At 66.9% G+C, this 21574-nt stretch carries 21 protein-coding genes, 1 pseudogene and 2 riboswitches; of the genes and pseudogenes, 14 read left to right on the forward strand and 8 right to left on the reverse strand.

Annotated features, from left to right (window positions below; genetic code table 11):
- The first annotated feature begins 32 nt into the window (after window positions 1–32).
- Window positions 33–144, forward strand: a riboswitch (TPP riboswitch).
- From thiO to PT015_RS20550, 6 genes are all read left to right on the forward strand, one after another.
- Entirely contained in the window at window positions 132–1145 is a 1014-nt protein-coding gene (thiO, locus tag PT015_RS20525) for a glycine oxidase ThiO (RefSeq protein WP_285186867.1), read from the forward strand. It overlaps the preceding riboswitch by 13 nt.
- Window positions 1142–1339, forward strand: a complete 198-nt coding sequence (gene thiS / locus PT015_RS20530) for a sulfur carrier protein ThiS (RefSeq protein ID WP_285186869.1) — start codon at window positions 1142–1144, stop codon at window positions 1337–1339. The genes thiO and thiS overlap by 4 nt, the downstream gene beginning before the upstream one ends.
- Window positions 1332–2090 carry a thiazole synthase gene (gene thiG, locus PT015_RS20535; RefSeq protein WP_285186870.1) on the forward strand — a complete coding sequence of 253 codons (759 nt, stop codon included), beginning with the start codon at window positions 1332–1334 and terminating at the stop codon, window positions 2088–2090. Before thiS ends, thiG begins: the two co-directional genes overlap by 8 nt.
- Window positions 2087–2842, forward strand: coding sequence for an SGNH/GDSL hydrolase family protein (locus PT015_RS20540; RefSeq protein ID WP_285186872.1), 756 nt, complete (start codon window positions 2087–2089; stop codon window positions 2840–2842). Before thiG ends, PT015_RS20540 begins: the two co-directional genes overlap by 4 nt.
- A gap of 127 nt (window positions 2843–2969) precedes the next feature.
- Window positions 2970–3884, forward strand: coding sequence for a sensor histidine kinase (locus PT015_RS20545; protein WP_285186874.1), 915 nt, complete (start codon window positions 2970–2972; stop codon window positions 3882–3884).
- A gap of 11 nt (window positions 3885–3895) precedes the next feature.
- Complete coding sequence (locus PT015_RS20550; RefSeq protein ID WP_313824733.1) at window positions 3896–5380, forward strand: M28 family metallopeptidase; 1485 nt, start codon at window positions 3896–3898, stop codon at window positions 5378–5380.
- 6 nt (window positions 5381–5386) lie between these two features.
- Here PT015_RS20550 and PT015_RS20555 read toward each other — a convergent pair whose 3' ends face one another.
- Entirely contained in the window at window positions 5387–5704 is a 318-nt protein-coding gene (locus tag PT015_RS20555) for a hypothetical protein (RefSeq protein WP_285186875.1), read from the reverse strand.
- A gap of 912 nt (window positions 5705–6616) precedes the next feature.
- Window positions 6617–7606: pseudogene (locus PT015_RS24825) on the reverse strand (serine/threonine-protein kinase); the annotation flags it as partial.
- A 71-nt stretch (window positions 7607–7677) separates the two neighbouring features.
- Between PT015_RS24825 and PT015_RS20565 the strand changes: the two are divergent.
- From PT015_RS20565 to PT015_RS20575, 3 genes are all read left to right on the forward strand, one after another.
- Entirely contained in the window at window positions 7678–8844 is a 1167-nt protein-coding gene (locus PT015_RS20565; protein WP_285186879.1) for a BTAD domain-containing putative transcriptional regulator, read from the forward strand.
- Window positions 8845–8928: 84 nt separating this feature from the next.
- Window positions 8929–9183: a hypothetical protein gene (locus PT015_RS20570; RefSeq protein WP_285186880.1), complete on the forward strand. Its 255-nt coding sequence runs from the start codon at window positions 8929–8931 to the stop codon at window positions 9181–9183.
- A gap of 96 nt (window positions 9184–9279) precedes the next feature.
- Complete coding sequence (locus tag PT015_RS20575) at window positions 9280–9750, forward strand: lipoprotein LpqH (protein ID WP_285186883.1); 471 nt, start codon at window positions 9280–9282, stop codon at window positions 9748–9750.
- 83 nt (window positions 9751–9833) lie between these two features.
- Here the strand turns inward: PT015_RS20575 and PT015_RS20580 are convergent, their stop codons facing one another.
- Genes PT015_RS20580 through PT015_RS20590 form a run of 3 tightly spaced genes read right to left on the reverse strand, consistent with a single transcriptional unit; the run spans window position 9834 to window position 11965 of the window.
- Window positions 9834–10109 carry a hypothetical protein gene (locus PT015_RS20580; protein WP_285186885.1) on the reverse strand — a complete coding sequence of 92 codons (276 nt, stop codon included), beginning with the start codon at window positions 10107–10109 and terminating at the stop codon, window positions 9834–9836.
- Between the two features lie 8 nt (window positions 10110–10117).
- A complete protein-coding gene (locus tag PT015_RS20585) occupies window positions 10118–11608 on the reverse strand; it encodes a flavin-containing monooxygenase (RefSeq protein WP_285186887.1) in 1491 nt (496 codons plus the stop codon).
- A gap of 48 nt (window positions 11609–11656) precedes the next feature.
- Window positions 11657–11965: a MerR family transcriptional regulator gene (locus PT015_RS20590; RefSeq protein WP_285186889.1), complete on the reverse strand. Its 309-nt coding sequence runs from the start codon at window positions 11963–11965 to the stop codon at window positions 11657–11659.
- Window positions 11966–12125: 160 nt separating this feature from the next.
- Here PT015_RS20590 and PT015_RS20595 point away from each other — a divergent pair, with 160 nt between their 5' ends.
- Window positions 12126–12833: a GAF and ANTAR domain-containing protein gene (locus tag PT015_RS20595; RefSeq protein WP_285186891.1), complete on the forward strand. Its 708-nt coding sequence runs from the start codon at window positions 12126–12128 to the stop codon at window positions 12831–12833.
- Between the two features lie 2 nt (window positions 12834–12835).
- Here PT015_RS20595 and PT015_RS20600 read toward each other — a convergent pair whose 3' ends face one another.
- From PT015_RS20600 to thiC, 3 genes are all read right to left on the reverse strand, one after another.
- Window positions 12836–13459 (reverse strand): alpha/beta hydrolase family protein, encoded by a 624-nt coding sequence (locus PT015_RS20600; protein WP_285186893.1) that lies wholly within the window; start codon window positions 13457–13459, stop codon window positions 12836–12838.
- On the reverse strand, window positions 13456–14286 hold the full coding sequence (gene thiD / locus PT015_RS20605; protein WP_285186895.1) for a bifunctional hydroxymethylpyrimidine kinase/phosphomethylpyrimidine kinase: 831 nt from the start codon (window positions 14284–14286) through the stop codon (window positions 13456–13458). The genes PT015_RS20600 and thiD overlap by 4 nt, the downstream gene beginning before the upstream one ends.
- Before the next feature lie 9 nt (window positions 14287–14295).
- Window positions 14296–15936, reverse strand: coding sequence for a phosphomethylpyrimidine synthase ThiC (gene thiC / locus PT015_RS20610; protein WP_285186896.1), 1641 nt, complete (start codon window positions 15934–15936; stop codon window positions 14296–14298).
- Window positions 15928–16038: riboswitch (TPP riboswitch) on the reverse strand. It overlaps the preceding gene by 9 nt.
- Window positions 16039–16167: 129 nt before the next feature.
- Here thiC and PT015_RS20615 point away from each other — a divergent pair.
- From PT015_RS20615 to PT015_RS20630, 4 genes are all read left to right on the forward strand, one after another.
- The gene (locus PT015_RS20615) at window positions 16168–16839 is read left to right on the forward strand and encodes a PAS and ANTAR domain-containing protein (protein ID WP_285191204.1); all 672 of its coding nucleotides are present in this window, start codon (window positions 16168–16170) and stop codon (window positions 16837–16839) included.
- Between the two features lie 126 nt (window positions 16840–16965).
- Entirely contained in the window at window positions 16966–17331 is a 366-nt protein-coding gene (locus tag PT015_RS20620) for an STAS domain-containing protein (RefSeq protein WP_285186898.1), read from the forward strand.
- Window positions 17328–21242 (forward strand): SpoIIE family protein phosphatase, encoded by a 3915-nt coding sequence (locus PT015_RS20625; protein WP_285186900.1) that lies wholly within the window; start codon window positions 17328–17330, stop codon window positions 21240–21242. Before PT015_RS20620 ends, PT015_RS20625 begins: the two co-directional genes overlap by 4 nt.
- Window positions 21239–21571 carry an STAS domain-containing protein gene (locus PT015_RS20630; RefSeq protein ID WP_285186902.1) on the forward strand — a complete coding sequence of 111 codons (333 nt, stop codon included), beginning with the start codon at window positions 21239–21241 and terminating at the stop codon, window positions 21569–21571. The genes PT015_RS20625 and PT015_RS20630 overlap by 4 nt, the downstream gene beginning before the upstream one ends.
- Window positions 21572–21574 lie beyond the last annotated feature (3 nt).

Consider the following 21574-nt stretch of genomic DNA (forward strand, 5'->3'; position numbering starts at 1 on the left):
TGATGCACACCGCGACGCTAACGACTACCGTGGTGAGTCGACACGGGAGTCCCGCGTACGGGGTCTGAGAATGGGCGCGTCGGCCCTTACCGTCACACCTGATCCGGATCATGCCGGCGAAGGGAGCGTAGATGCCACCGGACCCTGGATCGCTGGCCGTCATCGGCGGCGGAGTCATCGGGCTGTCCGTGGCACGCCGCGCGGCCCAAGCCGGCTGGTCGGTGCGGGTGCACCGCTCCGGGCAACCGGGCGCGTCGTGGGTCGCGGCAGGAATGCTCGCCCCGCATTCTGAAGGCTGGCCCGGCGAGGAGCGCCTGCTGCAGTTGGGCCTCGAGTCGTTGCGGCTGTGGCAGCAGGGCGGATTCACCGACGGCCTGCCCGACGGCGTGATCACCGCGCGCGAGTCGTTGGTGGTCGCGGTCGACCGGGCTGACGTGGCCGACCTGCGTACCGTCGCCGACTGGCTGTCCGGGCAGGGGCAGCCGGTGGTGTGGGAGTCGGCGGTCCGTGATGTGGAACCGATGCTGGCGCAAGGCATTCGGCACGGGTTCCGAGCGCCGACGGAGCTCGCGGTGGATAACCGCGCGCTGCTCGACGGCTTGACCGCGGCCTGCGAACAGCTCGGCGTCGAATGGGCTGGACCGGTGGACGACTTGGACGGCGTGCGGGCGGACGCGACGGTGATCGCCAACGGCATCGATGCGCCGTCGCTGTGGCCGGACCTGCCGATCCGACCGGTGAAAGGCGAGGTGCTGCGACTGCGCTGGCGTAAGGGGTGTATGCCGTTGCCGCAGCGGGTAATCCGCGCTCGCGTGCACGGACGCCAGGTGTACATCGTGCCGCGCGCCGATGGGGTGGTGGTCGGCGCCACCCAGTACGAGCACGGCCGCGACACGGCGCCCTCGGTGTCCGGGGTGCGGGATCTGCTCGACGACGCGTGCGCCGTGCTGCCGGCACTCGGTGAGTACGAATTCGCCGAGTGCATTGCTGGTCTGCGGCCGATGACGCCCGACAACCTGCCGCTGGTGGGAAGGCTGGATGCGCGGACGCTGGTCGCCGCCGGGCACGGCCGCTCCGGTTTTCTGCTGGCGCCGTGGACGGCCGAACAGATTGTCTCCGAACTCATTCCGGTGGGGGTTGCATGATTATCAAGGTCAACGCAGAAGACATCGTGGTCGACGAGAATATGACCGTTGCGGCGTTGTTGAAGTCGCTGGGCTACCCGGACCGCGGTATCGCGGTCGCCGTCGACCAGGCCGTGGTTCCGCGATCACGTTGGGCCACAGCGCTTTCCGACGGCGCCAGCATCGACGTCGTGACGGCGGTGCAGGGTGGTTGATTCTAAGCTGACCATTGCCGGGCGCACCTTCACCTCGCGCCTGATCATGGGCACCGGGGGCGCCGCCAATCTGGCCGTTCTCGAAGAAGCACTGATCGCATCTGGCACCGAACTGACCACCGTCGCGATGCGTCGCGTCGATGCCGAAGGCGGCACCGGCATGCTCGATCTGCTGAGCCGCCTGGGCATCACGCCGCTGCCCAACACCGCGGGCTGTCGCAGTGCCGCCGAGGCGGTGCTCACCGCGCAACTCGCCCGCGAGGCGCTCGGCACCGAATGGGTCAAGCTCGAAGTGATCGCCGACGAACGTACGCTGCTCCCCGATGCCGTCGAATTAGTTCGGGCCGCAGAGCAATTGGTCGACGATGGGTTCGTGGTCTTGCCGTACACCAATGACGACCCAGTGCTGGCCAAGCGCCTGGAGGACACCGGTTGCGTCGCGGTGATGCCGCTCGGATCGCCGATCGGCACCGGCCTGGGCATCGCCAACCCGCACAACATCGAGATGATCGTCGCCCAGGCCGGCGTGCCCGTCGTCCTCGACGCCGGCATCGGCACCGCTAGCGATGCCGCGCTGGCAATGGAGTTGGGTTGCGACGCAGTGCTATTGGCTACCGCGGTGACGCGGGCGGCCGATCCGCCCGCGATGGCCGCGGCGATGGCCGCCGCCGTCACCGCCGGTTATCTGGCCCGCCGGGCCGGGCGCATCCCGAAGCGTTTCTGGGCGCAGGCATCCAGCCCCGACGTATGACCCGCTACGTGGCGCTCGGCAGCTCGATGGCAGCCGGGCCCGGCATCAAGCCGTCCGCGCCCGGCGCCCCTTTCGGTTCGGGCCGCTCGGCCCGCAATTACGCACACCTGGTCGCCGAACAACTGGGCTTCGACCTGGTTGACGTCACCTTCTCCGGTGCCACCACCGCGAACGTGCTCGCCGAGCGGCAGCGCGGCGCCCCGCCCCAGATCGAGGCGCTTAACGGCGCCGAGGGGCTGGTCACCGTCACGATCGGCGGCAACGACGTCGGCTACGTGCCGCTGCTGATGGCCGCGTCGCTGCCGGCACTAGCGCGGAAGCTGCCGTCGATCCGTGAGCTCCTCGACCGCGGCGCCCGCGAGTCAGCGCTCGACGGCATCGGTGACGCCCTGCGGGCCGTCGGCACCGCGGTACGACACCGGGCACCCCGGGCCCGGGTGCTGTTCGTCGACTACCTCACCCTGTTGCCCGCGCCCGGTTTCACCGCCGCGCCGCTGTCCGCCGAGCACGCGGACCTGGGTCGCTTCGTCGCGAATCGCTTGGAAGAGGCCACCGCCGCGGCGGCCGCCGACACCGGTTGCGAGGTGGTGCGGGCCGGGCAGGCCAGCCGCGAGCACCACGGCTGGTCGCCGACGCCTTGGGTGCGGGCGGCCGGCTGGCCTGTCCCGTGGCGTCCAGCACCTTTTCATCCCAACGGCGCAGGTATGCGGGCTGTGGCCGAGCTGATTCGGGAGCAGGTTCGCGCTGCCTGATTAGCTTTATGACGCTTGGGTAGTTCTACGAAGCAATCTTGCCGCTAACGCTTTGCCTAGGAACTCATCCGTCGACATGACACTGAGCACACACGTGAACCGTCGAGGCTACGACCATTCTGCGCTCTTGTACGAGTCAGAGCGCGAATACGTCGACTCGCTGGTGCAATTCATCGCCGACGGACTGGCCCAGCAACAGCCCGTCCTGCTCGTGGTGCCGGGGGACCGGTTGGCCTCGCTGCGGGACGCGCTCGGTGACGACGCCGACGAGGTCACGATGGCCGACATGACCGAATTCGGTCGTAATCCCGGGCGGATCATGGCGGGCCAGTACTCCTTCGTCGAACGCCACCCGGACCAGCACGTCCGCATCATCGCCGAACCGGCCTGGGCGGGCCGCACGGAATCGGAGTACCTCGCGTGCATGCAGCACGAGGCGCTGGCCAACATCGCGTTCTCGGGGTCGAGCATCACGGGTCTGTGCCCTTACGACGCGTCGTGCCTGGACGAGAGCGTCTTGGCGCACGTCCGTCTGACGCACCCGCAGGTGTGGCTGGGCGGGGCGCGCCGACACTGCCCGGAGTACGCGATCGACACGGCGCTCGAACGCTGCAATCAACCCCTGACGACCAGTCCGGCCGCGGTGACACACACGGTCGAGCACGCCGTGGACCTGGCCGGCGCCCGAAGGTGTGCCGAACGCTACGGCCGGTTGCTCGGCATGGCGCCCGACCGGGTCGCCGACCTTCTCCTGGTCACCACGGAATTGGCCACCAACAGCCTCGACCACGCCGGCGGCCCGTGCCAACTCGGATTCTGGTACGACAGCGGGTTCGTGATCTGCGAGGCGCGCGACATGGGCCACTGGGGGGACCCATTGGCGGGACGGCGCCCACCCGCGGCGCCGGGCGTCGGTCCGTACGGCTTGTTCGTGGTCAACGCGATCGCCGACCTGCTGCGCACCCACACCAGTTCCACGGGGACGACGGTCCATGCATTTCTCCGGCGTGACGATCCCGCGGAAGCGGTCGCGTGCGTCTAACCTGGGGCGCAATGGCTACCAACTCAAAACCCCTGCTGGTCGCTGCCGTGGCGCTGCTGCTGGCAGTCGGCGGCTGTGACTCCAACTCCGGCAACACGCTGAAGCCGAGATCGGGTGCGGACTTCGCTACCTCGCTACGCGGCAAGGTCACGACCGACGCGATGATGAGTCACCTGAGCAAGCTGCAGGACATCGCCAACGCAAACAACAACACCCGAGCGGTCGGCACGCCCGGGTATGACGCCAGCGTCGACTACGTGGTCGGTAAGTTGCGGGACAAGGGTTTTGACGTCCAGACGATGCAGTTCGATGCGCACGTGTTCCACTCCGAGGCGGGCTCGGTGTCCGTCGCGGACAAGAAGTTCGAGGCGCGTGCGCTCGAGTACAGCCTCGGCACGCCACCGGAGGGGGTGCACGGCCCACTGGTCGCGCTGCCGGCCGACGGCAGCCCGGGCTGCAACCCCGCCGACTTCGACAATCACCCCACCAACGGTGCCGTGGTGATGGTGGACCGCGGCACCTGCCCGTTCTCGCAGAAGGCCAACGCCGCCGCGCAACGCGGTGCGGTGGCAATCGTGGTGGCGGACAACGTCGTCGAGGAGCACATCGCCGGCACCCTCGGCGAGAGCAACGAGATCAAGATTCCCGTCGTCGGCGTCACGAAGTCCGATGGCGCGATGTTGCGCACCATCGTGGGACCCGCCACGGTGCAGGTCTCCGCAGACACCAAGACCATCTCTGCCCGCAATGTGATCGCGCAGACCAAGACCGGGTCGACCAGCGACGTGGTGATGGCCGGTGCACACCTCGACAGCGTTCCGGAGGGACCCGGGATCAACGACAACGGATCCGGGGTGGCCGCGGTGCTGGAGACCGCGCTGCAACTGGGACCGTCGCCGGGCATCCACAACGCCGTCCGTTTCGGTTTCTGGGGCGCCGAGGAACTCGGGCTGATCGGGTCTCACAAGTACGTGCAGTCACTGGATGCCAACGCGCTCAAGGACATTGCGCTGTACCTGAATTTCGACATGCTCGCATCGCCGAACCCCGGCTACTTCACCTACGACGGTGACCAGTCACTGCCGGCCGACGAGCGCGGCAACCCCGTGGTGCCCGAGGGCTCCGCGGGTATCGAACGAGAACTGGCGTCGTATCTCAACGCCGCCGGAAAGACCCCGCAGGACACGGGTTTCGACGGCCGATCCGACTACGACGGCTTCACCCAAGCGGGTATCCCGGCCGGTGGGCTTTTTTCGGGCGCCGAGACCAAGAAGTCGGCGGACGAGGCCAAACTCTGGGGCGGTCCCGCGGAACAACCCTTCGACCCCAACTACCACAAGTCGACCGACTCCCTGGAGCACATCGACCGCGACGAACTGGGCATCAACGGCGGCGGAGTGGCCTATGCGACGGGCTTTTACGCCCAGGACATCATGGGCCGCAACGGAGTTCCGATTCGTGAGGACCGGACCCGTCACGAGCTCGCCAAGAAGTAGTCGGGCCTAGAGTCCGGGCAGGCAGATCGGCGCGCCGTAGCACGGACCCGGCCCGTGCGCCGGCGGCGTCGGCCCGTCCCAGACGAATTGGCCGGCGTTGCCCATTCCGCCGACCGGCACCCAGTACCAGGTGTGGCAGACGTTGTTGTCCCAGTGGACATCTCCTGCCGGAAGCGGTTGGCCCGGGCACCACTGGTGCGGGTGTGAGAAGTTGTCGCCTGGCGAAGCCTGAGCGATGGTGGCGGCGCTCAGTCCTGCGAGAGCGACGCCACCGGAGAGCAGTGCGGCGCCGATGGTGCGCCGCGAAATGAGTGCGATGTTCATGGCGATCACGCTAGAAAGCAGCGCTGAATGCATTCTTAATGCGGGCAGCTAGTCGCCAGTGCGCTGGTATTTGTCTTCGAATTCGCCTGCAGCACAGGAGCTACCGACGATCTCGTTGTGGCCGTGGCCGACGAGCAGTGGAATTGGGTCCTGCAGCGGGTCCGGCAGAGGGTATTCGGCGCTGAGCTTGAAGTGGGCGGTCTCGCCCGGATTGCAGGGCACCATTCCTTCGTCGTCGCGGGTCCACTTGTTGTTGCTGAAGACCAGTGGCACGACTCCGTCGATCGCATGAAACAGGCTCATGCATCGCTCTGCATTCCGCAGGCACACGGTACGGACGGTGAGATCGGCTTGTCCCGGCACCGTAGCGCCGTTCGCGTAGGTGATCGTCTCGTGATAGCGGCCGTGTAGCGCGGTGGACACCGACGCCGCGCGCGGTGGCAGGGATGCCGGATCGGGGACCTTTGTCGGGTCGGGAGCGCCTGTGCGGGTGAAGGTTACGGTGCGCTTGGCCGCGCCACAGCTGTTGACGGTCGAGCGTGTGGTGTCGCCGGTGAGGGTGCCGTCGGGTTGTGGTTGCAGGGTGAAGACCACCCACACCTCGGTGGGTGCGTCGTTGCACGAGGTCGAGGCGAGGCTCACCGCGACCCAGGTTGCGCCGATCTGGTCGAACACCAGGTTGGAGACCAGCACGATTCCGCTGTTGCCGGTGTAGGCCGCGGTGGCGACGCAGCCGCCGACACCGCAGTTGGATCGCACGTCCCAGGTGCCGGTCATCGGCGGCGCGTCAGGGGCCGGCTTGCCCTCGAGGTCGGTACCCGGACCGTAGTCGGCGCGATACGTCCCCGAGAATTCGTGAGTCGCTGGCGCGGGCGGGGCGGCGGTGTGGTGTTTGTCGCGGTCGAGCCACAGCACCCCGGTCAGCACCGCGGCCACCAGTACAACGGCGCTGACTGCAAGGGCCGCAATGAGTTTCACCCGCGGAGTCCGACGCACCGGAGTGACGAGGGTGGGCGCCGGCTGAGGCGCCGTCGGCGGAGGCGGGGCGGGCGTGCGCACCCGGCTCGACGACGGGTCGAGCGCGCGGTTCAGCTCTCGGGCGAACTCGCCGCAGCTGTCGTAGCGGTCCGCGGGTGTCTTGGCCATCGCTTTAGCCAGCACCGCGTCCAACGCGACCAACGCGGGTCGCCGTTCGCTCGCCAGCGGCACCGGCGCGGCGACGTGCTTGGTGATCACCACCGCGGGATTGGAGTCGGCGTAGGGCGGCCCGCCGGTCAACAGATCAAAAGCTGTGCAGGCCAACGCATATTGATCGGTACGGCCGTCGAGCGGCTCACCGCGCAGCTGCTCTGGTGCCGCATACGACATGGTTCCGACCGCCATGTTCGTTGCCGTCAACCCTGACGGATCGTCGATGAGGCGAGCAATGCCGAAGTCGGCGAGGAAGATTCGTTGCGCCGTGGGATCCAGCAGGATGTTGGCGGGCTTGACGTCGCGGTGCAACAGCCCCTGCTGGTGGGCGTAGTCCAGCGCCGATGCGACCGCGGTGACGATCTCCAGCGCCTGTTCGACGGGCAGGCCGTCGGGGTGTTGCTCGCGGACCAGCTTCGATGCATCGGTACCCCCGACGTAATCCATCGAGATCCACAACTGTCCGTCGTATTCACCACGATCGTGAACACCCAGGATGTTGGGGTGCGACAGGCTCGCGGTCAGGTTGGCCTCGCGGAGAAAGCGCTCCCGGTACTCGGGGTCCGCGGTCCACTGTGCGGATAACACTTTCAGCGCGTCCTGGCGCGGCAACCGCGGATGCGCCGCCAGATACACCGAGCCCATGCCGCCCGCCCCGAGTACCCGCAGGATCGTAAATCCCGCAAACGCCTCGCCCACCGATACCGGCATGGCCAGATCCTATCCGGAAGCTATGCTGCTTTTGTTTAGCTGGCGAACCTGGTGAGCGCGGAAACAGCATGATGGCCGATAGGTCGAACGCCGACAGCCCCTTTGCGGCTGCCCAATTCGGCGTCTTGGGTCCGCTGCAAGTGCTCGTGGGTGCGAAATCGGTGCCGCTGGGCACGCCGAAGCAGCGCGCCGTGCTGGCGATGCTGATCGTCAACGCGAATCGACCGGTCAGCATCGACTCGTTGATCAGTGCGGCCTGGGATCAGCGGCCCCCGGAGGGTGCCCGGGCCACGCTGCACGCTTACATTTCGAATCTGCGCCGACTGATGAGTGATGCGGGCATCGACCGTTCCGTTCTGCTCAGCACACCCCCGGGATACCAGCTGACGATCAGCGACGACAACTACGACTTCGGGCGCTTCATTGCCGCGAAGAACGCCGGCGTGCAGGCCGCGGCGGCCGCGCAGTTCGAGCAGGCCAGCGGTCACCTACTGGAAGCCCTTGGCCAGTGGCGCGGTCCGGTTCTCGAGGACCTCAGCGACTTTCAGTTCGCCGAGACCCTTGCCGCGGCACTCGACGAGGAGCGCGTACTCGTTCACATCGCCCGCGCAGAGGCCGAGATCGCTTGTGGCCGACCACACACCGTGATTCCGGAGCTGGAGGGCCTGACCGCCAGGCATGGTTATCGAGAACCCTTGTGGGCGCAGCTGATTACCGCCTACTATCTGGCGGACCGCCAATCGGATGCCCTGGATGCCTACCTGCGGCTGAAATCTTTACTGGCCGAGGACCTGGGCATCGACCCGGGATGGACGATCCGCGAGTTGTACGAGCGGATCCTGCGTCAGGAGCCGCTGGACGCCCGCAAAATCGCCCAGTCGCACGCCGAAGACACCATTGTCGCGCAGTCGGACAACGCAATCGGCGCACGCCGGAGTGCGAAGGCAGTGCTGGTCGCTGCCGACGGGCGTCGATATCCGTTGGCCGGCACGGCGACCCGCATCGGGCGCAGTCCGGACAACGACCTCGTGTTGTCCGGTGCCAAGGTCAGCCGCCACCACGCGGTGATCGCCGACGACGGACGGACCATCCTCATCACCGACCTGGGGTCGGCCAACGGAGTGCGCGTGCGCGGCACACGCATTGACCCCAGCGCCGAGCTACACCACGGTGATGCGATCCGCATCGGCGACGAGGAGTTCACGCTCGAGGCCGGAGTCGATCCGGCGCTCCGTTAAGGATCCAGTAAGCGCTGTCCCGCACAGTGAGCGAACGCGGGTGCTCGAACGCAGCACCGCGACCTCACGAAAGGACAACGCAACATGAACTTTCTGCCCGCCAACATCGAGGAACAGATCGATCGCACCGATCGCAACCATGCCCTGATCATCGGGATCAGCACTGGGCTGCTTGCTTTTTGGTGCCTCTACCGCGTGCTGTGGTCGATCTACCTCTCGGTCGCCTACGACTTCCTGTTCGGATCGCTGATGTTCTCCATCGTGCTGTGGGGCGCGATCGGTGTCGTTGCGGGTATCGCGGCCACCGGTTTTCTCACTCGCTACGCCAAGCGTCCCTGAGTCGGAGTACGACTTCACGCGGCATTAAGGATCCATAAAGCCCTCTCTCGCACAGTGATGACGACAACGTCAGCAACACCAACAAGGAGTCCCTAAATGAAACGCAACATCCTGATCATGGCCGGTACGGCGGCCACCCTCGCCACCGTGATGGTGGGATGCTCACACAACGACAAGGCCGTCAGTGTCGGCAACGCCGCGGTCGCTCCCGCCGGTTCGTCGAACACCAAGGTTGTCATCGACGGCAAAGACCAGAACGTCAAGGGCCAGGTCGCCTGCACCACCGCCGCCGGCACTGTCAACATCGCTATCAGCGGAGGCGCCCCTGGTACGCCCACGGGCATCGGCGCCGTGCTGAGCGACGCCAACCCGCCGGTCGTGAAATCCGTTGCGCTGGGCAATGTCAACGGCGTGACCCTGGCCGTCGGCGGTGCCAGCGGCAAGGCCGATGCCACCAAGGACGGCAGCTCGTACAAGATCAGCGGCACCGCCAGCGGCGTGGACATGGCCAACCCGATGGGTGGACCGGTCAACAAGCCGTTCGAACTCGACGTCACCTGCCCCTAGTCCCGCCGGCCGCCGGGTGTCGCGAAAAAGCGCACCCGGCGGCTGCTCGGGAAAAAGTCAATCCGTGCGAAAGCGGATGGAGGCTAGGCTTTTTGGGAGTGCCGGATGGCGTTGCCGCCGAGGTAGGCGAGGTATCCGATGATGCCGACGGCGCCGAGGCTGCGGGTCTGCTTGCTGGCGAAGCTCAGCCCGAGCACCGTTTCGATGCTGCCGTTGGTGTAGACGTGCTGACGGGTGTTGCGCGGGAACGCCGACCTGGTGATCGACTCGAACAACCCTGGGCTGGTGAAGTGGGCCAGACCGGCGCCAGCCAGTGCCAGGCCCGAAAAGCGGGCGATGCGATTGCTTTTACGGGACATGCTTCTCCTTAGCTGATCGCGTAGTCGCTCAACGGGAAGTTGGACGCCTCTTCGATCGCCGTCGACGTGGCCATCGGACGCAACAGTGACGGTTCGCCGCTGGGATTGAAGTAGTACGACCGTGAGGTGGCGCAGTTACCGAGAATCCACAGCGAATCACCCAGCAAATCTGTCATCCGGTCGAGGTAGGCGGCGTTCGCCTCCTCGGTCACCTCGAAGGTGTCCGCACCCTGCCGCTTGAGCTCGGCGAAAAGCCGGTCCATCAAGCGCATCTGGTATTCCATCGTGTTGAAGAAGTTCAGACCGAGGAAGGCGAACGGGCTGGCCAGGCTCAGGTAGTTCGGGAAGTACGGCATCGACACACCTTGGTAGGCCTGGAAATGCGTGTCGCGCCACCACTTTCCGAGGTTGCGACCGTCGCGGCCGATCACCTCGATGGCGGGGAAGTTCGCCTCCCACAGGTCGAATCCGGTGGCCAGCACGAGGGTGTCGATGTGTGTCTTGGATCCGTCGGCGTTGACGATCCCGTCGGCCTCGACGCGCTCGATGCCGTCGGCCTGCAGGTGGACATGGGGCTTGGTGAAGCTGCGGAAGTAGCTGTTGGAGAACGTCGGTCGCTTGCAGCCGAGGTCATAGTCGGGCGTGAGTTTGCGGCGCAGTTCCTTGTCGCGAATCGCGATGAACTGGTTGATCTTGCACAGATCCGCGGCGGAGATGTTCAGGCGCCGGAACAGCGGGACCCGGTAGCGCACCAGGCCGACGGTGATCATCATTTCGTAGATCGTGTCGGTGATGGATCGGATCGCGCGCTGGGTCCAGGGGAAGCGGGCGAAGATGCGCTTGGCGGTCGCGGAGAATCTGAGGTCGATCTTCGGCGCGACCCAGATCGGCGTGCGCTGATAGACGGTGAGGTCGGCGGCCTTGTCGGCGAGCTTCGGGATGAGCTGGACCGCGGTTGCCCCGGTGCCGATGATCCCGACCCGGTGACCGCTGGGGTCGAAGTCGTCCTCCCACTCGGTGGTGTGGATGACCTTGCCCTCGAACGTCGTGATTCCGGGAATGTCGGGCGTCTTGGGCTGCGACAGGAAGCCGGTCGCGGTGATCAGGTAGCGCGTCGAGACCACGTCGCCGCCGGACAGCGCGACCTGCCAGTGTCGGGTCTCTTCGTCCCAGCGGGCACTCTCCACGATGGTGTTGAAGCGCATGTGCCGACGGACGTCGTACTTGTCGGCCACGCCCGCGGCGTACTGCTTGATCTCCGGCCCCGGGGTGAACAGCCGTGACCAGTTCGGGTTCGGCTCGAAGAAATACGAGTAGGTGGTGGTGGGGACGTCGACGGCCAGCCCCGGGTAGTGGTTGACGTGCCAGGTCCCGCCGAGGTCGTCTTCGCGGTCGAGGATGACGAAGTCGTCGATGCCCATGCGCTTGAGCTGGATGGCCGCGCCGATACCGCCGAAGCCGGCGCCGACGATGAGGGCTTCGAAGCGCTCCAAAGTCATGGCACGACAATATACGCAGTACCCGCGGTACCGGTAAAGGTGTGTGTTCTAGCTGCGCGGAACATCGCGATTCGCGGTGCGCAGCGCCGCGTTGTCGTCCTCCAAGTCGAGGATTCGGCTGATTCCGGCCAGATTCACGCCCGCGTCGACCAGTTCGCTGATGCGTCGCAGGCGGGCGAGATCGTCCGCGCTGTAGCGCCGCGTACCGCCGCCACTGCGGAAGGGGCGCAAGAGGCCGTGCCGTTCGTAGAGGCGCAGTGATTGCACCGCGATCCCGGACAGTTCCGCGGCCACTGATATCCCGTAAACCCCCTGGTTGGCGGTTGGCCCGCCGGAGCGCTGGGGCTGGTCGGTCATCTATACATCCTCGGCTCTCGCACGCATATAAAACCTTTGTACCACAGTTGCGAAACAGTCTAGGTCGTGATAAGCAAAATCTATAGAAATCAACATAGGTTATAAGTGATCTAGGCCATAGGTAGGCCGCGAGCTTTCCCGCTGAGGTGAGGAGGTTGCAGTGTCGTCTCCACCGCGTCCGGATGCGCCAGGTGTGTACGCGTCGTTGGCCAACATCGTGCGACGAGGCTCGACTCCCGCAGAGACGTACGCTGCGATCTGCGTGGCGGCGACGATGACCGTGCCGGGTTGCGACCATGCGAGCCTGGTCGTTTCGCGCGACGGCGTGTGCCGGAGCGCTGCCGTCAGTGACGCCGTCGCTCGTCAGATCGACCGCCTGCAATTGGACCTCGGTCTGGGCCCGTGCCTCGAGGCGATCGAAACATCTACTGCGCAAATCGAATCCGATCTGGCGGCGGGCGCCAGGTGGGCGCCGCTCACGGAGCAAGTGCTGACCGACACGCCCGTGCGTGGTGCGCTGAGCATTCGGTTGCCAGTAGGCCGCGACGGAATCGGCGCGCTCAACCTGTTTTCCGACGTCCCCGGCGCGCTCGGCAGCCACTCGTTGAAGGAAGCCGTCGTGCTGGGCGCATTCGCCACGGTGGCGAGCACCGCGTCGGCCCACAGCGAAGATGTGGCCACGCTGCGTCGCGGCCTCAACAGCAACCGCGCCATCGGCCAGGCCATCGGAATGCTGATGACGCTCAACAACATTTCCGATGCCGCCGCATTCGACCTGCTCCGCAAGAGGTCGCAGGATTCCAACGTCAAGTTGATCGACATCGCGACCGAGATCGTTCGCGGTCGCGGCGGCGACAAGAGTGCGTGATGTCAGTCGCGACCGAGTAGCTGCAGGGCCGCCGACACCGCTAGGCGGGGTACGTCCAGCGTCTTCGACCCCAGATCGTGCCGGGCACCGGCGATTTCGACGACCTGTGTCGGCGCCGACACCAGTGCCGCCGCCGCTTGCACCTCGGCCGGCGTTCCGAATGGGTCCGAGGTGCCGTGGGTGAACACTGTCGGCACGGCGATGTCGGGCAGGTGTTCGGTGCGGGCGCGTTCAGGCTTACCGGGCGGATGCACTGGATAGGAGAACAGCGTCAGCACGTCGACGTGCGCCTCCTTGGCGGACACCACCATCGACGTCATCCGGCCGCCGTAGGAATGGCCGCCGGCGATCAGCGGGCCGTCGGCCAAGCCGCGACAGACGGTGATGGCCTCGACGATACCGGCGCGATCGGCGGCCGACGATCCCGACGGCGGGCCCTTGGGGCGGCGGCGCCGGTACCGCAGGTCGTAGCGGACCGCGAGCCAGCCGCGCCGGGCCCACTCGTCGCAAAGTCGTTGCAGCATAGCCGATTCCCGGTTGCCGCCGGCGCCGTGCGTCAGCGCCACCACCCCGGCCGGTGTGCCGTCGGGTTCATGGGCGACGCCCGCGATGTCGTCGAGATTCACGGCTGCAGCCTAAACAGCGGCGACACCGGTCCATGACCGCGCCCCAGCGGATACGACGCCCGCAGGCCCTCGGTAACCCAGCCCTTGGCGAACGTCACGGCGTCGAGCAACGAATAGCCGTGTGCCAGCGCGCAAGCTGTCGCCGCGGCCAAGGTGTCGCCGGCGCCGTGGTCGTGGGCGGTGCTCACCCGCGGGGATTCGAACTCGTGAAAGTCCTTGCCGTCGAACAGTAGATCGGGGCTGCTGTCCGAGCGGGGCATGTGTCCGCCCTTGACCAGCACCCACTGCGGGCCCAGGGCATGCAGCGCGCGGGCGGCGTCGGCCTGGGTGGCCGGGTCGACGACGTCGATATCGACCAGTAGCCGAACCTCGTGCAGGTTCGGCGTTACCAAAGTCGCGAGCGGAAACAATTCGCGCTTGAGGGAATTCAGCGCGTCGGCGTCCAGCAGCGCGTCGCCGTGCATCGAGGCGCACACCGGGTCGACCACGAGCGGCACCCCGGCGCCGTATTCGCGCCAGCTGAGTGCGATGGCCTCGATGATCGGTGCCGTCGCCAGCATGCCGGTCTTGGCGGCCTGTGCCCCGATGTCATCGCACACCGCCGCGATCTGCGCGGCGACCACGTCGGGCGCAACGGGGTGAAAGTCCCTGACGCCCAGCGAGTTCTGCACCGTCACCGCCGTCACCGCGCACAGCGTGTGCACGCCCAGCAGGGTGCAAGTGCGAATGTCGGCCTGCATGCCCGCGCCACCGCCGGAGTCGGATCCGGCGATGGTGAGCACCCGCGGCGGCGTCGTTCCGGACGGCGCCAGCGGAAGATAGCTCACCGCTCGCGACTACTGTTGGGCGAGAGGCAGATACACCCGGTTACCGCGCTCGGCGAACTCGGCCGACTTCTCGGCCATCCCGGTAGCCAGCATCGCCTCGATGTCCTCTTCCGTTTCGAGACGGTGCTTGGCCGCGTAGTCGCGCACGTCCTGAGTGATCCGCATCGAGCAGAACTTCGGGCCGCACATCGAGCAGAAGTGCGCGGCCTTGGCCGGCGCTGCGGGCAGCGTCTCGTCGTGATACTCCCGCGCGGTGTCTGGATCCAGCGACAGCGCGAACTGGTCGTTCCAGCGGAACTCGAAGCGCGCCTGCGACAACGCATTATCGCGCTGCTGCGCGTGCGGGTGCCCCTTGGCCAGGTCGCCGGCGTGTGCGGCGATCTTGTAGGCGATCACGCCATCCTTGACGTCCTTGCGATCCGGCAGGCCGAGGTGCTCCTTGGGAGTGACGTAGCACAGCATCGCGGTGCCGGCCTGCGCGATGATCGCCGCGCCGATCGCCGAGGTGATGTGGTCGTACGCCGGCGCGATGTCGGTGGTCAGCGGCCCCAGCGTGTAGAACGGGGCCTCCTCACACAGCTCCTCTTCCAGCCGCACGTTCTCGACGATCTTGTGCATCGGGACGTGGCCCGGTCCTTCGATCATCACCTGCACGCCATGGGCTTTCGCGATCTTTGTCAGCTCGCCCAACGTGCGCAGCTCGGCGAACTGGGCGGCGTCGTTCGCGTCGGCGATCGACCCGGGACGCAGACCGTCACCAAGAGAGAAGGTGACGTCGTAGCGGGCCAGGATGTCGCACAGCTCTTCGAAGTTGGTGTAGAGGAACGATTCCTGGTGATGCGCCAGGCACCACGCGGCCATGATCGAGCCGCCGCGGGACACGATGCCGGTCACCCGCTTGGCGGTCAGCGGGACATAGCGCAACAGCACGCCCGCGTGCACGGTCATGTAGTCCACACCCTGCTCGCACTGCTCGATCACGGTGTCGCGGTACATTTCCCAGTTCAGCAGCGTCGGGTCGCCGTTGACCTTCTCCAGCGCCTGGTAGATCGGCACGGTGCCGACCGGCACCGGCGAGTTGCGCAGGATCCACTCGCGGGTGGCGTGGATGTCCTTGCCGGTGGACAGGTCCATGATGGTGTCCGCGCCCCACCGGGCGGCCCACACCAGCTTGTCGACCTCTTCGGCGATCGACGACGTGACCGCCGAATTACCGATGTTGGCATTGACTTTCACCGCGAAGGCCTTGCCGATGATCATCGGCTCGCTCTCGGGGTGGTTGTGGTTGGCCGGAATCACGGCGCGTCCCAGCGCGACCTCGTCGCGCACCAACTCGGCCGGCATCTGCTCGCGCGCGGCGATGAAGGCCATCTCGGCGGTGATCTCACCGGCCCGGGCCCGCTGCGACTGGGTGCCGCGATCGCGCACCACGCCGGGCCTCGGCGGCAGACCGGCGTGCAGGTCGATCACCGCGTCGACGTCGGTGTATGGGCCGGAGGTGTCGTAGAGGTCGAGGTGTTCGCCGTTGGACAGGTTCACCCGCCGGAACGGCACCTGGGCGCCCGGCACGTCATCGATGCTGCGGTAGACCTTGCTGCTGCCGGCGATGGCGCCAGTGGTCACGGTTGGCTCGACTGCTAGATCGGTCATGGTGTTTCTCCCTACGTCGGCATTACCCGGTCAGGTTCGTACGGTCGACGGCCCCGAGCCGTCCTCTCAGCGCACCGGGCGTGCGCTCCCGTGATTTCTTTGGAGCACTACCCACGCTAGCGCAGGCCGGTCGGGGTGTGCAGGCGTGAAGATCAGGTCGGGTGCAATCCGTAGGCAACGTCCGGCTTCGATGGAAAGATATTGCGCGTGGGAGAGGTGGCCGAGACCGGAATGGGGCCGGAGGCGTGGCCCGCTCGATGGCCGGCGGTCGACGCGGACAAACCGGGGGTCGGGTCGTTTCGATTCTGGTTCGTCGGCGAGCGCTGGGAGTGGTCCGACGAGCTGGCACGCATGCACGGTTACGAACCCGGGACGGTCGAACCGACCACCGAACTGCTGGTGTCCCACAAGCACCCCGACGACCGCGGTCATGTGCAGGATCACCTCGATCGGGCGCTGCTGTCCAAGAGCTCGTTTTCCAGTCGGCATCGCTTCATCGACACGGCCGGCACCACGCACGACGCGATCGTGGTGGCCGACCGGATGCTGGACAAGACCGGGGCCGTGGTGGGCACCGCCGGGTACTACATCGACCTCACCGCGACCTTCGTCGAGAATCGCCAGAGCGCGCTCGACGAGGCGCTGCCCGACCTGTTCGAAGCGCGCGCCGTCATCGAGCAGGCCAAAGGGATCCTGATGGCCGTCTACCGGGTCAGCCCCGAACAGGCCTTCGGCGTGCTGCGTTGGCGGTCGCAGGAAACCAACACCAAGTTGCGCTCGCTGGCCAAACAGCTCATCGTCGAAATCGCCACGCAGCCACCACCGTCGGCGGAACACCAGGCCACGTTCGACCATCTGTTGCTGACGGTGCACGAGCGTATTCCGGGTGAACCCTCCGCGTAGCGCCGCTGCCGGTTAGGCTCGTCCCAACGGTGGACGGCAAGACGGGGGCGCTTGCATCCAGCGGTCCGGTCCAAGACCCCGTGGCGCCGGACTGAGGAATCAAGTGCGTCGAAGCGGGTGAGCGCGATGGAACTCTTGACGGTCGACTCTGAGGTTCGGCCCGATGCGGTGCTGTTGTCTGCGTCCGGAGAGGTCGATTCCAGCACCGCGGGTGCGCTCCGGTCGCAGTTGGACGACGCGCTGAAGCGGGCTGGCGGCCAGGACGCGCGATTGCTCATCGTGGATCTGCAGGGCGTGACCTACTTCGGCAGCGCGGGACTCAACGCCGTACTTGACTGCCACAAGCAAGGCCTGAGGGTCGGCACGGCGGTCCGGTTGGTGGCCGAAAACGACTTGGTGGTGCGTCCGATCGAGGTGACGAACCTGGACAGCCTGCTGGATCTCTACCCAACGCTGCCGGACGCACTGGAAGGCCGTGACTCGAAGACGTGAACGGGGACGAACGCCGCGGTTGGCCTCGCGACCCGAAAGTTCTGCCACCTGACCTTGCCGCCGCCGTCGCGCTCGGAGGGGAGATGGGCCGACGGTTCGCGGAGTTCGACTGGACCGCGCATCCACTCGGGTCGCCGCAGTCGTGGCCGACCGAGATGCGGTCGGTGGTCGCGATGGTGCTGACGTCGAGCTTTCCGATCGTGCTCTGGCTCGACACCGAAGAGCTGTTTCTGCTCTACAACGACGCCTACATCCCGATCCTCAGCGACCGGCATCCGACCGCGCTGGGACAGCGCGGCCAGTACGCCTGGTGGGACGTGTGGGAGCCGGTCCAGCCGATGCTGGCAAGCGTCATCGACACCGGCGAAGCGACCTGGTCGCACGATTTGATGCTGCCGCTGCTGACGGCTGGCCGGCGCCGCGAGCGCTACTTCACCTTCACCTACAGCCCGCTGGTCGGCGAGGACGGCACCACGTTCGGCATCATCTGCCCGTCGTTCGAAACCACCGACCGGGTGCTCAGTGAACGGCGGCTGCAGTTGCTCAACGCGGTCGCCGTGGCCGTGATGGACACCAACTCGATCGACGATGCGGTGCGGGCCGCGGTCGCGGCCTGCGACGGGCGTCCCGATGCGCCCTTCGTCGCCGCCTATGTCGGCGACCCCGCAACCGATGACGTCACGCTGCGTGCGGCCACGCCGTCGGTGCGGCCGTTGCTGCCGCCGACGCTGGCGGCGTTGACCAAGTCCACCGCCGTGCCGCGCACGAGGTCGGAGGCGCGGGTCATCGACGACGTGTCCGCGATGATCGACGGTGTCCACGATGCGCTGGGTGACGACTGCCCGGATCATGCGCTGCTGCTGCCGCTGGGTGAGGGCTCTGCGGCCGGGGCGCTGCTGGTCGGGACGAACCCGCTGTGCTCACTCGACGACCAGTACGTCGGCTTCTGTCAGCTGCTCGCCGATCAGCTGTCGTCGGCGCTGGCGTCCGCGGTGTCCTACGAGCAGCAGCGTCAGCGGGCCGACGCGCTGGCCGAACTCGACCACGCGAAGACGGCGTTCCTGACCAACGTCAGCCACGAATTCCGCACGCCGCTCACGCTTTTGCTCGGCCCGCTGGACGATGCGCTGTCCGACGCCGGACCGGACAGTGCCATCGAAACCCAGCTCAGCATCGCGCGGCGCAACGCGGGGCGGCTGCAACGACTGGTCGACTCGCTCCTGGACTTCTCCCGCATCGACGCCGGCCGGGCCACCGCCAACCTGCTGTGCATCGATGTCGGGGTGCTGACTTCGCACATCGCGTCGTCGTTCACCGAGTTGTGCGAGCGGGCCGGCCTCGAGTTGATCCTCGATTGCCGGCCAACGATCGCCGACGTCGACCCGGGGATGTGGGAGACGATCCTGCTCAACCTGCTGTCGAACGCGGTCAAGTACACGTTGGCCGGGTCCGTCACGGTCGCGGTGCACAGCGATGCGTCGTTCTGCTGCGTCATGATTCGCGACACCGGCGTCGGCATCGCCGAAGACGACCTGAAGCGGTTGGGGGAGCGCTTCTTTCGGGCCGACGACACCTACGGCCGCAGCGTGGAGGGTACCGGAATCGGGCTGTCGCTGGTGCACGGTCTCGTCGAATTGCAAAACGGCACAGTGGAATTCGACAGTAAGCTGGGTCGGGGCACTGCCGTCACCATCCGGTTGCCTCGATCGGCGGGCGGCGCACCGGTCGAGCATTCGCCTGCCGGGCTGGTGGACAACCCCTACCTCGTCGAGGCCGAGCAGTGGGCCTCCTCGCGGCCGGTGCCCTCGGTCGACGCGTTGGCCGGGCTCGACGGGCGTGAACTGGTGCTGATCGCCGACGACAACGCCGACATGCGAGCGCATGTCGAGCGGGTGCTGTCGGCGCGCTGGCGCACGGTGTGCGTCGCCGACGGGCTGGACGCTCTCGACGCCGCCCGGGAGTTGCACCCGGATCTGATCGTGACCGATGCAATGATGCCGCGGCTGGATGGCTTCGAACTGATCGAGGCGATCCGCTCCGACCTCACGTTGGCGGCGACCCCGGTGTTGATTCTCTCGGCGAGGGCGGGCGCGGAGGCGGTCAGCGAGGGATACGCCGCCGGCGCCGACGACTATCTACCGAAGCCGTTCAGCTCCCAGGAGTTGACCGACCGGGTGGCGGCGCGGTTGTCGGCCGCCGCGCGCGAAATGGCCAGCCGCCGATCCAGCGACGCGCAGGCGCAGATCGCCCTGGATTTCGCGCAACTCGACGCGGCCCTGCAATCCGCCGAATCGGCCGGGGCGATCGTCGCGGCGCTGCAGGGCGCGACGCTGGGATCCGCCGAGCCGCCGATCGTCTGCCTCGGTGTGCTCGACGCTGAGGCGAAGAACCTCCGATTCGAATACGGCGCCCCGGTTCCGCCGGAAATCCGCGATCGCTATCACGTCGCGTCGATGGACACCCCGATCGTCCCGGTCGACGTGATCAAAAGCGGTCAGCCCATGGTCATCACCGACACCCTCAACCTCAGCTCGCGCTACCAGCATGTCGTCAGCGAAACGGTGGACGCGGTTCGGTCGTGTATCAGCCAACCGCTGCGCGGCATCGACGGCAAGATCATCGGATCACTCGGCATGCTCTGGTCGACCCCCCGCGAGTTCAGCCCGGCCGAATTAGATTGGGCCGCACAGGTTGCCAGGGTCACCCAGTCGACCGTCGACCGGATTCGCAACGTCCAGCGCGAACACCGGATCGCGGTCGACTTCCAGGACCACCTGCTCGATCTCGACCACGGCTCGACGGCCGCGGTCGTCGCCGCGGTCTACCAGCCCGGCGGTGAGGCGATGCGGGTAGGCGGCGACTGGTATCTGGTCATGCCGCTGGAAAGGCAAGGCCAGGTTGCGATTTCGGTCGGCGACGTCGTCGGCCACGGTCTGCCGGCGGCGATCGCGATGAGCCGGCTACGGGCCGGGGTCGCGGCCAGCGCGTTGACCGACCCGGATCCGGGCGCCGTGCTGTCCACGCTGGATCGCTATGCGGCCACCGTGCCGGGCGCGCGTTGTGCGACGGTCAGCTACGCGGTGATCGACGACGGCTTGGACCCCGAGGCCGGCGACGGTACCGCGCGGGTCCGTTATTCCTGTGCGGGACACCCGTATCCGTTGCTGGTGACGCCGGATCAGCCACCGGTGTTTCTCTCCGACGGCCGACGCCCGCCGGTCGCGGCCTGGGAGAGCCCGCTGAAGCAGAACACCGCGGTCCACGAATTGCCGCCGGGCAGTGCGATCCTGCTGTACACCGACGGGCTGATCGAACGGCCCGGCGAGGGACTCGACCACGGCTTCACCAGGCTTCAAGGCGCGGCGGCATACCGGGCCGACCTGCCCGTCGGCGACCTCTGTGACGAACTGCTCGAGCGGATGGCCCCGCCCGACGGCTACACCGACGACGTCGTGCTGCTGGCGCTGCGGCCGTGTCACAGCTCGGCACGCAGCTTCGCCACGGTGGTGCCGGCGTCCCTGGACAACATCTCCGATGCGCGACATCGGTTGCGAGACTGGCTTTCCGGCGTCGAGGTGGACCCGGCCCGGGAGTCCGACATCCTGCTGGCCACCGGTGAGGCGGTGACCAATGCCATCGAGCACGGCAGCGGCGGCGACGCGAATATGACCGTGTCCATCGAGGCGTTCGTGCGCGGTCAGACCCTCACCGCGACGGTCAGCGACGCAGGCCAGTGGTCCGGCGATTCGTCGGCCAGCCAGCGCAGCCTGCAGCGCGGCCGTGGCCTCACCATGATCAACGGGCTCGCCGACGACGTGCGGACGATCCGCACCTCGGCCGGCACCCGGGTCACGCTCACGTTCGAGCGTGCCGTCCTGCCCGAGGGCCTGGTGGAAGGCGTGACAACGTGAGCCGCGCAGAGTTCCAGCTGGAGATGGCCGCCGGCGACGGCCTCACCGAGGTGACCGTGAAGGGCGAGGTCGATGCGTCGAACATCGTCGAATTCAATCGATCGGTGCGGGATCTGCCCGGCGACCGGCCGGTGGTCCTCCAGCTGAGCAGCGTCAAATACCTCGACAGCGCGGGATTCTCGGCCCTGGACCGACTGCTCGCGGACGACGAGATCCTCATCGTGCTCGCGCCGAACAGCTTCATGTACCGGGTGGCGGAGCTGATGTGCATGCCGATCCACCACGACACCAAGGCCGCGCGCAAGGCGCTGCGCAACGGCGCAGGCTGAGGT

The organism is Candidatus Mycobacterium wuenschmannii, assembly GCF_030252325.1.
GTDB lineage: Bacteria > Actinomycetota > Actinomycetes > Mycobacteriales > Mycobacteriaceae > Mycobacterium > Mycobacterium wuenschmannii.

Excerpts from the sequence above, each read along its gene's own strand:
- thiC (WP_285186896.1), bottom strand. The coding sequence starts at position 15,936 with ATGACCGATCTAGCAGTCGAGCCAACCGTGACCACTGGCGCCATCGCC.
- PT015_RS20550 (WP_313824733.1), top strand. The coding sequence starts at position 3,896 with ATGGCTACCAACTCAAAACCCCTGCTGGTCGCTGCCGTGGCGCTGCTG.
- PT015_RS20570 (WP_285186880.1), top strand. The coding sequence starts at position 8,929 with ATGAACTTTCTGCCCGCCAACATCGAGGAACAGATCGATCGCACCGAT.
- PT015_RS20585 (WP_285186887.1), bottom strand. The coding sequence starts at position 11,608 with ATGACTTTGGAGCGCTTCGAAGCCCTCATCGTCGGCGCCGGCTTCGGC.
- PT015_RS20575 (WP_285186883.1), top strand. The coding sequence starts at position 9,280 with ATGAAACGCAACATCCTGATCATGGCCGGTACGGCGGCCACCCTCGCC.
- PT015_RS20555 (WP_285186875.1), bottom strand. The coding sequence starts at position 5,704 with ATGAACATCGCACTCATTTCGCGGCGCACCATCGGCGCCGCACTGCTC.
- PT015_RS20540 (WP_285186872.1), top strand. The coding sequence starts at position 2,087 with ATGACCCGCTACGTGGCGCTCGGCAGCTCGATGGCAGCCGGGCCCGGC.
- thiO (WP_285186867.1), top strand. The coding sequence starts at position 132 with ATGCCACCGGACCCTGGATCGCTGGCCGTCATCGGCGGCGGAGTCATC.
- PT015_RS20565 (WP_285186879.1), top strand. The coding sequence starts at position 7,678 with ATGGCCGATAGGTCGAACGCCGACAGCCCCTTTGCGGCTGCCCAATTC.
- PT015_RS20580 (WP_285186885.1), bottom strand. The coding sequence starts at position 10,109 with ATGTCCCGTAAAAGCAATCGCATCGCCCGCTTTTCGGGCCTGGCACTG.
- PT015_RS20620 (WP_285186898.1), top strand. The coding sequence starts at position 16,966 with ATGGAACTCTTGACGGTCGACTCTGAGGTTCGGCCCGATGCGGTGCTG.
- thiS (WP_285186869.1), top strand. The coding sequence starts at position 1,142 with ATGATTATCAAGGTCAACGCAGAAGACATCGTGGTCGACGAGAATATG.
- PT015_RS20615 (WP_285191204.1), top strand. The coding sequence starts at position 16,168 with ATGGGGCCGGAGGCGTGGCCCGCTCGATGGCCGGCGGTCGACGCGGAC.
- PT015_RS20590 (WP_285186889.1), bottom strand. The coding sequence starts at position 11,965 with ATGACCGACCAGCCCCAGCGCTCCGGCGGGCCAACCGCCAACCAGGGG.